General features: G+C 38.2%; 13 protein-coding genes. 11 read left to right on the top strand and 2 right to left on the bottom strand.

The genetic code is table 11. The annotated features are described in order from the left end of the window. The first annotated feature begins 158 nt into the window (after window positions 1-158). Complete coding sequence (locus tag AC57AW_RS19110) at window positions 159-1787, top strand: tetratricopeptide repeat protein (protein WP_496353158.1); 1629 nt, start codon at window positions 159-161, stop codon at window positions 1785-1787. Between the two features lie 678 nt (window positions 1788-2465). Here AC57AW_RS19110 and AC57AW_RS19105 read toward each other — a convergent pair. Beyond that, entirely contained in the window at window positions 2466-2687 is a 222-nt protein-coding gene (locus AC57AW_RS19105; protein ID WP_496353157.1) for a cytochrome C551, read from the bottom strand. 380 nt (window positions 2688-3067) lie between these two features. Further along, complete coding sequence (gene pruA, locus AC57AW_RS19100; protein ID WP_496353156.1) at window positions 3068-4693, bottom strand: L-glutamate gamma-semialdehyde dehydrogenase; 1626 nt, start codon at window positions 4691-4693, stop codon at window positions 3068-3070. A 408-nt stretch (window positions 4694-5101) separates the two neighbouring features. Here pruA and AC57AW_RS19095 point away from each other — a divergent pair, with 408 nt between their 5' ends. From AC57AW_RS19095 to AC57AW_RS19050, 10 genes are all read left to right on the top strand, one after another. Then, window positions 5102-5467 (top strand): hypothetical protein, encoded by a 366-nt coding sequence (locus tag AC57AW_RS19095; RefSeq protein ID WP_496353155.1) that lies wholly within the window; start codon window positions 5102-5104, stop codon window positions 5465-5467. Window positions 5468-5623: 156 nt separating this feature from the next. Then, window positions 5624-5926 carry an urease subunit gamma gene (gene ureA, locus AC57AW_RS19090; RefSeq protein WP_034697260.1) on the top strand — a complete coding sequence of 101 codons (303 nt, stop codon included), beginning with the start codon at window positions 5624-5626 and terminating at the stop codon, window positions 5924-5926. An 11-nt stretch (window positions 5927-5937) separates the two neighbouring features. Next, window positions 5938-6306: an urease subunit beta gene (ureB, locus tag AC57AW_RS19085; RefSeq protein ID WP_496353154.1), complete on the top strand. Its 369-nt coding sequence runs from the start codon at window positions 5938-5940 to the stop codon at window positions 6304-6306. A 1-nt stretch (window position 6307) separates the two neighbouring features. After that, on the top strand, window positions 6308-8029 hold the full coding sequence (ureC, locus tag AC57AW_RS19080) for an urease subunit alpha (RefSeq protein ID WP_318847094.1): 1722 nt from the start codon (window positions 6308-6310) through the stop codon (window positions 8027-8029). Window positions 8030-8233: 204 nt separating this feature from the next. After that, window positions 8234-8881 carry a hypothetical protein gene (locus AC57AW_RS19075; protein WP_496353153.1) on the top strand — a complete coding sequence of 216 codons (648 nt, stop codon included), beginning with the start codon at window positions 8234-8236 and terminating at the stop codon, window positions 8879-8881. Then, a complete protein-coding gene (gene ureE, locus AC57AW_RS19070) occupies window positions 8871-9380 on the top strand; it encodes an urease accessory protein UreE (RefSeq protein ID WP_496353152.1) in 510 nt (169 codons plus the stop codon). The genes AC57AW_RS19075 and ureE overlap by 11 nt, the downstream gene beginning before the upstream one ends. Beyond that, entirely contained in the window at window positions 9373-10071 is a 699-nt protein-coding gene (locus AC57AW_RS19065) for an urease accessory protein UreF (protein ID WP_496353151.1), read from the top strand. Before ureE ends, AC57AW_RS19065 begins: the two co-directional genes overlap by 8 nt. A 124-nt stretch (window positions 10072-10195) precedes the next feature. Beyond that, window positions 10196-10834, top strand: a complete 639-nt coding sequence (ureG, locus tag AC57AW_RS19060) for an urease accessory protein UreG (protein WP_105680942.1) — start codon at window positions 10196-10198, stop codon at window positions 10832-10834. Next, window positions 10835-11623: an urease accessory protein UreD gene (locus AC57AW_RS19055; protein ID WP_496353150.1), complete on the top strand. Its 789-nt coding sequence runs from the start codon at window positions 10835-10837 to the stop codon at window positions 11621-11623. 178 nt (window positions 11624-11801) lie between these two features. Then, a complete protein-coding gene (locus AC57AW_RS19050; RefSeq protein WP_105703727.1) occupies window positions 11802-12503 on the top strand; it encodes a hypothetical protein in 702 nt (233 codons plus the stop codon). Window positions 12504-12646 lie beyond the last annotated feature (143 nt).

Below are 12646 nucleotides of genomic sequence, written 5' to 3'. Positions count from 1 at the left end.
TAAAATTAATGTAAATCATTATTTTGAGTTAAATGATTAAATTTCAATATAATGTTTTAATAAAAAATAAAATATCACTAGTTTTGTAAAAAACAAAAAGACACCCAGTGAAAATAATGATGAATTATTATAAAATAAAAATAATAATTTGTTTCTGTATGTCTAAGAATCTCCTGAAATTTTTGTTTTTGCTGACAACAGCAGTCTCTATATTCGCTCAGAAAAAAAACAGCTTTGATCTTATCTGTGAAAGAACTTCTTCTGTCACTGCACATAAGGATTTGCCAAAAGCGATCAAAACTGCAGACTCTCTTTATATGCTGGCACAGAAGCCTTCTGAGAAAATACAATGTCTTATTCTCTCTTCAGAACTTTATCATCATGCCGGCGAGCTTAAAAAAGCAATTTGTTATAGTGAAAATGCCCACTCGGTGATCAATCAGATTAATGACCCGGAACGGATGGCTGTTGTTACCAGATTACTTGCCAGGCAATATAGACAGGTAGGGTTATACGAAAGGTCTAAAAAATACATTATAAAAGGACTGGAAGCTTCCGGCAGGATTACCGATTTTCAAAAAAGTAATGAGGCGGCAGGACTCTTAAACCAGGAAATGGCTTTCTGCGAAATGGAGCTTGGTAATTATTCAAATGCGATCCGATTTATAGAATCATCCCTGAAATATTTTGAAAGAATAGACAGTCGTAACGAAAACAGAACAGCAGCAGCCTCCTATCAGTTACTGGGTGATGTTTATTTCAAACTTAATGACTATCCTGTTTCAGAAAATTATTATAGAAAAGCTGAAGGTTTGCTCAAAGTGGGAAGCTGTACACTGGGATTGGTTTATAATGGTCTGGGCGGAATCCGTCTGAAGCAGAAAAACTGGAAAGATGCTGAACTGTATCTTAAAAAAGCTGAAAAAATTGCAGACACCTCCCGAAGTCTTAAGCTGAAAAAAGCTGTATACTCTAATATAAATGATTATTATGAAGGTACCGGAGATAATTTTAAAGCCTCTTTATATGCTGTAAAATATGTGCGTGCCTATGACAGCATTGAAGCCCGTAATCAAAGCTTCACAATGAAAGGAGCAGAGATTGTAAAAGGGAAGACCAGCAAAAAAAGCGGACAGATGAATCTGGTGAAAAATGCGACCATTATTGTCTTATTTACTTTGTTGATTGGTTTACTTGTTTTCTTCAGAACAAAGCAGAAGAAACAGCGTTCAAAGTTCAGAAATATCATAAGAACTCAGTTGAAAATGATCAGCAGCAGAAGTAATCATCCTTTAAAACAATCCGATGATTCTGAGTTTTGCAATATATCTGTGGAGGAAATTGATGAAAAAGATTCTGAAACAGACCGAAGACGAAATGATTCTCTCATGACTTCCGAAACAGAATCAAAGCTGCTTGAACTCCTTGAAGATTTTGAGAAAGGTAATCTCTATAACAATAAAGGAATGTCTCTGTCTTTCCTTGCGGGTGAATTGAATACCAATACAAAATATCTGTCTTATGTAATCAATCAGCATAAGAGTGCTGACTTTAAATCATATGTCAATCGTTTAAGAATCAAATACATCGTGGATAAACTGATCAACGATGAAAAGTACCGACAGTATAAAATAAGCATTCTTGCTGATGAATGCGGCTTCTCTTCACACAGTAAATTTGCTGCAGTTTTCAAAGCGGTCACAGACTATTCTCCATCAGCCTATATCAAATATCTTGATGCTGAAAATCAATCAGATAAAAATGTTCATTTTCCGGAAAATGATTAAAAAGAGATAGGTTTTTAAATTCTATCTTGCCATTTTCGCGAAAATGAACAACCTATTATTTTACAGAAACCCTTTGCTATCCTATCTTTGCGCCAGTTCGAGGGACATGAACACCATTATACTACAGCTTATCTCTTTCAATTTTTGGAGAAATATCTCTTTTTCTGAAATTAAGATACATCGTAAGATCATCATCCCCAGCTGAAAACTAAGCCATGAAAATTAATATATAGAACAAGTGTATATTTCATTATTGAGACATCCACGATTCCCATTTTTATCTTCAAAGGAAATATTCTGCTCAGAATATAAACCATAACTCATAATCGGGGTTGATTGCCCGGTTTTTTTTCAGTCAAGTTTTTTTAAGTGCAAATCCACAGAAGTCTGTGGATTTGTGATTTTATTTAACCTTTGTACTGTCGGGTTTTGTATAAAAGATAAAAGATAAAAGATAAAAGATAAAAGATAAAAGATGTTGTCATTAAAATTCAATAGGGTTTGGTTTTAACCAGCTAACCATAAATCTTATAGCCATTGGCTTTAGCCAAAACCTAAAATAACAGTCCTTTCAAGTCAAAACTTCATTATTATTCCAACATTTCCGGTTATTCAATAAAAAAATCTGCAGAACTTTCATCTGCAGATTTTCCATTTTAAATTGAACGTATATCAATACTATTTGACGGGAGACATTACCGCAGAATCCTTTTTAATCTTGATACTGTCAGGATTGGTCATTTTTGTAGTCATGGTATCAGTGGTTGCAGGTGATGCACTTTTTTGTGCATTATCTACTTTTGCTGAATCACGGTTGCTCGATGACATTGTCGATTCTTTGGTTCCACAGCTCACTGCAAATATTCCTATTCCAACGGCTGTTAGCAATAACTTTTTCATACTATCTTATTTTGGGGTGTATACGTATTAAAAATCAACAATTATTCCTAAGAGGGTAGGGAAACTCGTAAAATATAGGTAAAGTTTGTTAAAAGATGTTAGGTAGGTGGCAGGTAATAGGTTGTAGGGATTAGGAGTTGTAGGAGTTAGGAGTTAGGAGTTAGAGTGTGGGAGAGTATTAGGACATTGAGCATCGGAGGAGTAAAAGTGTATTTCCAGATACCAGTAACTTTAAACTTTGAACTCTCGCAACTCGCATCCCGAAAACTCGTATCCCAAGCCTGCCTCTCACCACAAAAAAGCCCCGAAATCGAAATTCCGAGGCTGTATTTAAAGAACAGACAATAATTACTCATTGCCTATTATTCATTATTTATTAATTACCCTAGGTATGGATATTTGTAGTTTTTTGGAGAAACGAAAGTTTCTTTTACGCTTCTTACAGACGTCCATCTTAGAAGATTCATTTTAGAACCTGCTTTATCATTCGTTCCTGAAGCTCTACCTCCACCGAAAGGCTGTTGGCCTACTACAGCACCCGTTGGCTTATCATTGATATAGAAGTTACCTGAAGCATTTTCCAACGCCTTGTAAGCTTCATTGATCGCGTAACGGTCTTGTGAGAATACAGAACCTGTTAATGAATAAGGAGAAGAAGAATCAACCAGTTTTAGGGTCTCTTTCCAGTCCTGATCTTCATAAACAAATACTGATAAGATTGGTCCGAAAATTTCTTCTACCATACTTTCGTATTGAGGATTTGTAGTTTCAATTACTGTTGGGTGTACAAACCATCCTTTAGAATCATCCACTTTTCCTCCGATTGCTACAGTAGCTTCACCTGAAGCATTGGCTCTGTCGATATATCCTTTACACTTCTCGAAAGAATTTTTGTCGATTACTGCGTTTACGAAGTTAGAAGTATCTTCCGGAGAACCTACTTTGATTGTGCTCATCTGAGCTTCCATTACTTTTTTCACATCAGCCCAAAGAGATTTAGGTACATAAGCTCTTGAAGCAGCAGAACATTTCTGTCCCTGGTATTCGAAAGCACCTCTTACCAATGCAGTTGCTACAGCTTCTACGTTAGCCGATGGGTGAGCAATTACAAAATCTTTACCCCCTGTTTCTCCAACAATTCTTGGATAAGTTCTGTAGTTATGGATATTGTCACCAATCATTTTCCACATTCCCTGGAATACTTTTGTAGACCCTGTGAAGTGAAGACCAGCAAAATCACGGTGTGCCAATACTTTTTCAGCCGTTTCTTTTCCATCCGTAAAGATCATGTTGATAACCCCTGCAGGAAGACCCGCTTCAATCAATACATCCATGATAACTTTTGCAGAATACACCTGCTTGTCAGATGGCTTCCAAACCACTACGTTTCCTAACATTGCCATACAAGTAGGAAGGTTTCCAGAAATTGCTGTAAAGTTGAACGGAGTCACTGCAAAACAGAATCCTTCTAATGGTCTGTACTCAACACGGTTCCAGATTCCATTGTCAGAAACTGGCTGTTCCGAATACATTTCTGTCATGAATTCTACGTTGAATCTTAAGAAGTCGATGAACTCACAAGCAGCATCAATTTCAGCCTGGTGTACATTCTTAGACTGCCCGATCATTGTAGCAGCATTGATTACGTCTCTGTAAGGACCAGCCAAAAGATCAGCTGCCTTTAAGAAAATTGCTGCACGCTGTTCCCAGCCTAGTTCATTCCAATCGTTTTTAGCTGCCAATGCCGCGTTGATAGCGTCATCCACATGCTGCATACCACCTTGGTAGTAGAAACCGAAGTCATGAGCATGATCCTGTGGAGACTGAAGCTGAACTTTTGTATCAGTTTTCACTTCTTTTCCATTGATGATCATTGGAACTTCTACCTTTTCTGCCCACATTTTTTTATAAGTGTCGATAAGGCTCTTAACTTCTGGAGATCCCGGTTCATAAGAATTTACCGGCTCATTTACCGCTAATGGTACTTGCGAAATTGCTTTTGACATATTACGTTTTATTATTTTATTAAATTAAATAAGATCTGTATACAAATTTACGATAATTATAAGGAAAGAAAAAAATACCGCCTGCTTTTATGAAATAAAGCTTGTTCTTAAATAATCAATAATGAATAAAGGTTTTTTAACATATCATATTGAGAATAGTAGATGCATTTTTTCAAACTTTTAAATAGAGAGAAAAGATGGAGTGGATCATCATAATGATAGGAATAAGGACAATAAAATATTTGTCATAGTTCATAAACAATGCTTAAGTCTTATGAATAAGGGATTTATACTGAAATGTTAAATTTATATAAAATTGTATTTGTTGCGATTTTGAACATTTTAAATAATTTTTTTGATAGCCGGGGTTTTAAGATTGTTATAATTTTACACCATTATTAATAGGGTATGAAAAAAAGAGTCATATTTTTCTCTTTTCTGATATTTTTCTCAGCGTTGTGTGCAGGTCTTTTTGCACAGAAAGGGAAAACTCAACCCTATTCTGATATTCTTTCAAAAATTCATCTCCTTCAGCAGAAATCTGATCAGCAGACCCAGCCTGAAATGTATAGTTTTTCAGATGTGCAGGATGTACAGGATTCTAATGACTGGGAGAAAGTAAAATTTGATTACTCAATACTTGCGCAGCAGTGGTTACACTATTTCTTTGCAGGGTATTCTCACAATACACGGGTTGCGGCCGTTCAAAACCGTACTTATATTACAGCACCAAGATACATTCTGTATCATTGCCTGCAGATTGCGGGCTGCTAATCCCTTTTCAAAATTTTTTATGATCCGTTGTGGTTTGTATTCATGTCAATACAGATCCGTAAGAATCATTTCCATTTTACACTTTTGAAAATTTCTATTTGCCTTTACAGAGAGGTGAACGGGATATTGTTTGTCCAATTTTAAAATAAAAATACTATGCACTTAACACCGAGAGAAACGGAGAAGCTTATGCTATTTCTGGCAGGCGAACTCGCTCTAAAAAGAAAGGCAAGAGGCCTAAAATTAAACTATCCGGAATCAATAGCACTGATCAGCCACTTTTTGCTTGAAGGAGCAAGAGATGGTAAAAAAGTAGCTGAACTGATGCAGGAAGGAGCAAACCTTCTTACCAAAGAAGATGTGATGCCTGGCGTTTCAGAAATGATCCACGATGTTCAGATTGAAGCCACTTTCCCGGATGGGACTAAGCTGGTAACCGTACACAACCCAATCCGCTAATACGACTGATTATGATACCAGGAGAAATTTTTGTAAAAGAAGGCACAATTGTCTGCAATGAAGGCAGAGAAACTGTGAAAATAAAAGTAACAAATACAGGAGACCGCCCTATTCAGGTAGGTTCACACTTCCATTTTTTTGAAGTCAATAAAGCCATGAGCTTTGACCGTGAAAAAGCTTTCGGAAAGAGATTGAATATTGTAGCAAGTACTGCAGTACGTTTCGAACCGGGAGAAGAAAAAGAAGTGGAACTCGTAGAAATAGGAGGATCCAAAAAAGCAATGGGCTTCAATAACCTTGTGGACGGACAGATAGATTCTGAAGAACAGAAAAAAACAAGCCTTGCAAAAGTTGAAGAGTTAAACTTTAAAAATCACTAAGATGAGCTTACACGTAGACAGAAAACAGTACGCTAATATATTAGGTCCTACAGCCGGAGACAAAATCAGACTGGGAGACACTGAAATTATTATTGAAATTGAAAAAGATTTTACCCATTACGGAGACGAAGCCGTTTTCGGAGGGGGAAAAACCGTTCGTGACGGGATGGGGCAGAATGTTACGGCTAAAAGAGACGAAGGTGTTCTCGATCTTTGTATCACAGGAGCTGTTATCATTGACCACTGGGGAATTGTAAAAGGAGATATCGGAATCAAAGACGGGAAAATCGTAGGAATCGGAAAAGCAGGAAATCCTGATACGATGGATGGTGTATCTCCTAATATGATCATCGGAGCATCAACTGAAGTTCACGGTGGAAAAGGATATATCGTAACAGCCGGAGGGATTGATACCCACATCCACTATATCTGTCCTCAACAGATCGAAACCTCTTTATACAGTGGAATTACTACTATGATTGGCGGGGGAACAGGTCCAAATGACGGAACCAACGCTACAACAGTAACTCCGGGAAAATTCAACATGCAGAAAATGCTTGAAGCAGCAGAAGAATATCCTATGAACCTTGGTTTCTTCGGAAAAGGAAACTGTTCAGCAGAAGAACCTATCGAAGAACAGGTAGAAGCCGGAGCTTTAGGAGTAAAAATCCATGAAGACTGGGGAGCAACTCCTGCGACGATTGATGCTGCATTGAAAGTGGCTGATAAATATGATGTTCAGGTTGCGATCCACACTGATACTCTGAATGAAGGAGGATTTTTAGAAGATACAATGAGAGCGATCAACGGAAGAGTAATCCACACCTTCCACACAGAAGGAGCTGGTGGAGGGCACGCACCGGACATCATCAAAGCGGCTATGTATCCAAATGTATTACCGGCTTCTACAAACCCTACACGTCCTTACACAGTAAATACAATCGATGAGCACTTAGATATGCTAATGGTTTGTCACCACTTAAGTAAAAATATTCCTGAAGATGTGGCGTTCGCAGATTCTCGTATCCGTCCTGAAACTATTGCGGCAGAAGATATCCTTCATGACATGGGAGTTTTCAGTATCATGAGTTCAGATTCTCAGGCGATGGGAAGACCGGGAGAAGTCATCACAAGAACATGGCAGACGGCAAGCAAAATGAAGGAGCAGAGAGGTGATTTAGCTGAAGATCAGGATAGTGGAAACGACAACTATCGTGCAAAAAGATACGTGGCTAAATATACCATCAATCCGGCAATTGCACACGGTATTTCAGAATATGTAGGATCTCTGGAAGAAGGAAAATTGGCAGATTTAGTGATCTGGAAACCTGCATTATTTGGAGTAAAACCGGAAATGATTGTAAAAGGAGGATTTGTAATTGCTGCTAAAATGGGAGATCCAAATGCATCTATTCCAACGCCTCAGCCAATTATTTACAGAAATATGTTCGGTGCTCACGGAAAAGCTAAGTTTGGTATTTGCGCCAACTTCGTTTCTCAGGTTTCTATCGACAACGGAACTATCGCTTCTTATAAATTGGAGAAAATGATTCTTCCGGTGAAAAACTGTAGAAATATTTCCAAAAAAGACCTTATTCATAACGATAAGACGCCTTTAATTGAAGTGAATCCTGAAAACTATAAAGTAACGGTAGACGGTGAATACATCACGTGCGAACCGGCGGAAAAACTGCCTTTAACACAGTTGTACTTCTTGTTCTAAGATAAACTTAAAGTAGAGTATTTGAAACCAAAATTATTTGGCTTTTGTCATTCTGAACACAGACTGAAGTTCTGCGAACGTAGTGAAGAATCTCGTGGTATTTAAGGAGATTCTTCCTTCGTCAGAATGACATTTTCAGAAACACACTCTCTTTATTCACAGTTGTCTTTAGAATTTTAAAACAATTATAGAACTAAGTTTAAAATGAAATATTTAAATAAAACAGTTTTTTCACTTGCCGTAGCCGGAATATCTATGCTTTCAGGGAATTTAAGTGCTCAGTTTCTGGGCGGACACAGGCTTAAAAGTGATGAAGAAGGACCTAAAGGGCAGTTTATGGTGTATGGTTCATTAGACTATTCTAAAATTACAACACCATCCACCAGCAGCAGTACCGTTTCCAGCGCACCTCTTGGAGTGGGATACTTCATCAATAATAATGATCTTATTGGAGTCAATTATGCGTACTCACAGAATACAGTTGATCACAATGTAGTCTATAAACAAAACGAGGCTGGTATTTGGTATAGCCCATCATTGATGCTTGGAAAATACTTTGTATTGATAGGTCAGGTAGATGCACATTATGTTTGGGGACAACAATTGTCAACGGCTGCTGATGCAATGCAGAACTTTAACGGATTCCGTCTTCGCGCCTATCCTTTGATTGGGATATTACTTGGAGGAGGCTGGGCTCTGAAATTCAAATTTGCAGAACTTTCAATGCTTCAGACTAAAACAAAAGAAGAAGGCTGGACGAAAAGTTATGTGGCAGGAATCAGTGGTTCAACATTCGGGGTAGGAATCTCCAAAAACTTAGACTTTAGAAAAAAATCCAAAAATGATAATTAATCAAATCATAGGCAATCTCTCAGAAAATCCTACAGGGAAAACCATAGATTATCTTGATCTGGAATGGTTTGAAACTACCAAAAGAATCCAGCGTAAAAAAACCAGACAGGGAATTGATGTGGCTATCAAATTTCTCAGAGAAGGGCAGCGTTTGCGTGAAGGAGATATTCTTTTTGAGGATGCAGAAAAAATAATTGCGGTAAATGTTCTGGAAACAGAAGCTATCGTGATGTCACCCACATCATTGTTGGAGATGGGTACCGTATGTTATGAGATCGGAAACAAACATATTCCGCTTTTCATTCAGGAAGATAAAGTCTTGCTTCCTTTTGAAATGCCGATGTTCAGATGGCTGGAAGCAAGCGGATTCAAACCGGAGAAACAATCCGTGAAGCTGCTCAATCTTCTTAAATCTAACGTAGAACCCCACGGACACGGAAGTCTGGGATCAACAATCTTTACAAAAATCTTAAAAATGGCCGCCCCGAAAGATGAATAACAGCAACATAAATTTCCTGTCAGGACTGCTTCATCTTGCAGATCCTACACTTCCCATCGGGGGTTATACCCATTCCAACGGACTTGAAACTTATGTGCAGGAAAGGATCGTACATAATTTAGCTACCGCAAAAGAATTTGTACAGAATATGCTTCAGTACAATCTTAAATTCAATGATGGGGCTTTTGTAAAACTGGCTTATGAAGCAGCTGAAAAAGGAGATCTGCAGGCATTGTTACTTCTTGACAATGAGTGTAACGCTATAAAATGTCCGAAAGAAATCCGTCAGGCCAGTCAGAAATTGGGGATCAGGCTGATCAAAATCTTCAAAAGAAGAGACCATTTCCCTTTTATGGAAGCTTTTGAAAAAGCTGTGCAGAATAAAGAAGCCAATTCCCATTACTGTATTGTGTTTGGAGTGTATGCCTACCTCATGAAAATCCCTTTATACGAAGCTCTTTTAGGATTTTATTACACCTCAGTTGCAGGAATGATTACCAATGCGGTAAAGCTTGTTCCTCTTGGGCAGCTGGACGGCCAGGATATCCTGTTTTCGCTTTATTCTGTAATGGAAAAAACAGTCTGGGAAACCATAGAACTGGACCGAGATATGGTAGGACTTTGTAATACCGCTTTTGACATCAGGTGTATGCAGCACGAAAGATTATACTCAAGACTTTATATGTCATAAGAGATGAAAAAGCAAATAGGTGAATTGCCTTCTGCTGAGTGAAACGCCTTTGCGATCGTAAAATATTCACGGTAAAAAAACTTAGCGCCCATAGCGTTAAACAACAATTAAAATTTTAGAAAAAATGGAAAACAGAAAATATATAAAAGTAGGAGTTGCAGGACCTGTAGGTTCAGGAAAAACTGCATTATTGGAACGTTTAAGCAGAAAATTATTCGGGAAATATGACCTTGGAGTAATCACGAATGATATTTATACCAAAGAAGATGCTGAGTTTATGGCTAAAAACAGCCTTCTTCCCCACGACAGAATTATCGGAGTAGAAACAGGAGGCTGTCCTCACACTGCCATCCGCGAAGATGCAAGTATGAACCTTGAAGCCGTAGATGAATTGGCAGCACGTTTCCCGGAGATCGAATTGGTTCTTATCGAAAGTGGAGGAGATAACCTTTCAGCGACATTCAGCCCGGACCTTGCAGACGTAACTATTTTCATCATCGATGTAGCAGAAGGAGAAAAAATTCCTAGAAAAGGAGGTCCCGGTATTACAAGATCAGACTTATTGATCATCAATAAAATTGACCTTGCCCCTTACGTAGGTGCCAGCCTTGAAGTAATGGAAAATGATGCCAGAAGAATGAGAAAAGGAAATCCTTTCGTATTCACAAACCTTAAAACAGATGAAGGACTGGACAAAGTAATAGGTTGGATTAAAAAATATGCTCTTTTAGAAGAAGTTGAAGAACCGAACTTAGTAAGATAAATGGACAGTCGCTTAAATATTATCGCAGGATTCAAGGGAGGAGAATCCTATGTGAAAGACCTTTATGTCTCACTTCCTTTCAGAGTAGTATCTGTAGGGCAGCGAAAAAGTGACAAAAAGCTCTATCAGATGGTGATGAGCTCCTCTCCGGGAATTCTGGACGGAGACCATTACCATTTGGAAGTTGCCCTTGAAAAAGGGGCTGCCCTTCAGCTGCAGTCACAATCCTATCAGAGGCTTTTCAACATGAAGGATAAGGCACTTCAGGAACTTAATGTTTCTATGGAAGATGAAACTTCTTTTGCCTACGTTCCTCATCCTATAGTTCCCCATGAAGATTCCAATTTTAAGAGTAAAGCGAATATTCATATCGGGAACAACAGTCAGATTATTGTTAGTGAGATCATCACCTGCGGAAGAAAACATTATGGAGAAGTTTTTAAACTGAAACGTTTTCAGAATGTGATGGAAATCTATCACAACAATAAATTGGTAGTGAAAGATAATGTTCTCATTCAGCCTGACATGATCCCGATCAGCAGTATCGGAAACCTGGAACAGTACACTCACCAGGGAACCCTGATCTTCTACAGTACGAAAGAAAATGTAGACAAAAACGGATTGATTGAAGAAATAGTTGAAGCAGCCGCGCAGCATCATGAACAAATGGAAGTAGGGGTTTCTGCAATGGATGACAACGGTTTTGTAGTAAGAGCTTTGGGACATGGAGGTGAACTGATGTACAACTTTTTCCTGCATATTCAGGAAATTCTCTGGTCGTTGGAGTAAAAGGAGAGCCTTGTCAAGGTTCAAAATCTTGACAAGAATTCTAATAATGATTCATCTACAAAATTTGCGAGAAGCATATTCAATAGGAGTGGGCTTTAGTCCGCTTAATAAAAAGAAATCTTCCATTGGCTTTAGCCAAAACTTAATAAAGAATCTGAAATAACAGAATTAATAAAAAATGGATAGTACAGTTTGGGCGCTTCTTTTGAGTGCCGTTTCAATAAGTTTCATACATACCGCTTCAGGGCCGGATCACTACCTGCCGTTCATTGTGATCTCAAAATCCAAGAAGTGGAGCGGTATGAAAACAGCAATATTAACGGTTGTCTGCGGTTTCGGACACGTATTTAGTTCTCTGATTTTAGGCTTTATCGGGGTTTTCCTTGGATGGCAGCTTAATAAAATCTCCTGGTTTCAGGATATCAGAGGGAATTTCTCAGGATGGGCGCTGCTGATCTTTGGGGGAGTTTATCTTGTCTACGGGCTCATTCAGGCAATCAGAAACAAACCACATAAGCATTTTGATGTGATGGGTGATGATGTTTATGTATATGAACATAATCACAGTGAAGTGGTAATGCCTCAAAAAAGAATAAAAGTGACTCCGCTTGTACTTTTCATGATTTTCGTAATGGGACCCAGCGAACCTTTGATTCCTTTATTATTCTATTCAGGAGTAAAACATTCAATGTCTGAAATTGCTGTTCTGGTAACCTCTTTCACTATAACTACCGTCCTGACAATGCTTGGAATGGTTCTTCTGGGACGTTATGGCTATTCAACACTGTTCAATACCGAAAAACTGGAAAGATATATGGGAGTGGTGAGCGGAGCGGTAGTAACCGTTTGCGGAGTCGGAATGGTCTTTCTTGGATGGTAATGAGTTTCGGGGTGCAAGTGGTAGAGTTTGAGGGTAAGAGAGTTTGAGAGTGGAATTGTTTAAAGTTGTTATCCTTTCACTGATAAATTTACCATTCACCATTCACTTGCGAAGCAAAATTGATTCTGCCTCCAATGTCTATC

It is taken from the genome of Chryseobacterium sp. BGA-UO-ETr-SB22 (assembly GCF_059567885.1).
This window is presented reverse-complemented; position numbering and strand designations above follow the sequence as displayed.

What these genes read in the sequence shown, in the direction of transcription:
- AC57AW_RS19110 (WP_496353158.1), top strand. Translation starts at nt 159, where the DNA reads ATGTCTAAGAATCTCCTGAAATTTTTGTTTTTGCTGACAACAGCAGTC.
- AC57AW_RS19105 (WP_496353157.1), bottom strand. Translation starts at nt 2,687, where the DNA reads ATGAAAAAGTTATTGCTAACAGCCGTTGGAATAGGAATATTTGCAGTG.
- pruA (WP_496353156.1), bottom strand. Translation starts at nt 4,693, where the DNA reads ATGTCAAAAGCAATTTCGCAAGTACCATTAGCGGTAAATGAGCCGGTA.
- AC57AW_RS19095 (WP_496353155.1), top strand. Translation starts at nt 5,102, where the DNA reads ATGAAAAAAAGAGTCATATTTTTCTCTTTTCTGATATTTTTCTCAGCG.
- ureA (WP_034697260.1), top strand. Translation starts at nt 5,624, where the DNA reads ATGCACTTAACACCGAGAGAAACGGAGAAGCTTATGCTATTTCTGGCA.
- ureB (WP_496353154.1), top strand. Translation starts at nt 5,938, where the DNA reads ATGATACCAGGAGAAATTTTTGTAAAAGAAGGCACAATTGTCTGCAAT.
- ureC (WP_318847094.1), top strand. Translation starts at nt 6,308, where the DNA reads ATGAGCTTACACGTAGACAGAAAACAGTACGCTAATATATTAGGTCCT.
- AC57AW_RS19075 (WP_496353153.1), top strand. Translation starts at nt 8,234, where the DNA reads ATGAAATATTTAAATAAAACAGTTTTTTCACTTGCCGTAGCCGGAATA.
- ureE (WP_496353152.1), top strand. Translation starts at nt 8,871, where the DNA reads ATGATAATTAATCAAATCATAGGCAATCTCTCAGAAAATCCTACAGGG.
- AC57AW_RS19065 (WP_496353151.1), top strand. Translation starts at nt 9,373, where the DNA reads ATGAATAACAGCAACATAAATTTCCTGTCAGGACTGCTTCATCTTGCA.
- ureG (WP_105680942.1), top strand. Translation starts at nt 10,196, where the DNA reads ATGGAAAACAGAAAATATATAAAAGTAGGAGTTGCAGGACCTGTAGGT.
- AC57AW_RS19055 (WP_496353150.1), top strand. Translation starts at nt 10,835, where the DNA reads ATGGACAGTCGCTTAAATATTATCGCAGGATTCAAGGGAGGAGAATCC.
- AC57AW_RS19050 (WP_105703727.1), top strand. Translation starts at nt 11,802, where the DNA reads ATGGATAGTACAGTTTGGGCGCTTCTTTTGAGTGCCGTTTCAATAAGT.